Origin of the sequence: Robertmurraya sp. DFI.2.37 (assembly GCF_029211245.1) — a bacterium.
Lineage (GTDB): Bacteria > Bacillota > Bacilli > Bacillales > Cytobacillaceae > Robertmurraya > Robertmurraya methanolica_A.
In genome coordinates this window covers 1-310 of record NZ_JARGEJ010000540.1, presented here as the reverse complement: position 1 = coordinate 310, position 310 = coordinate 1, and the positions used below count along the sequence as shown (strand labels likewise).

The 310-nt window shown below is 44.5% G+C and carries 2 pseudogenes; both read left to right on the top strand.

Annotated elements, in window-relative coordinates:
* Window positions 1-207 (top strand): annotated as a pseudogene (locus tag PZE06_RS27610) (phosphate ABC transporter ATP-binding protein); the annotation flags it as partial.
* A 12-nt stretch (window positions 208-219) separates the two neighbouring features.
* A pseudogene (locus tag PZE06_RS29750) lies at window positions 220-310 on the top strand (phosphate ABC transporter ATP-binding protein); the annotation flags it as partial.

Below are 310 nucleotides of genomic sequence, written 5' to 3'. Positions count from 1 at the left end.
CTGGAGGTTAGAAAATGGGATGTTCAGGAACTTCGGCGTTATGTGTGCATCGCATTCCAGTCGGCTCCTATGACAAAAGGAACTGGTCTTGAGAACTTATCATTGCCATTGAAGCTTCGCGGGAAGGCGTTAGAAAATCCGGAAACTTATTTGGAATATGTGGGTTTATCAGCGGAACTGTTATCGAGAGAGGCAAAGGAGCTTTAAGGAGGTCAAAGGCAACGGTTATCGCTTGCACTAACATTGGTGAACAAACCCTCTGTTCTACTATTAGATGAAGTAACTTCCGCCCTTGATACTAAAGCTTCTC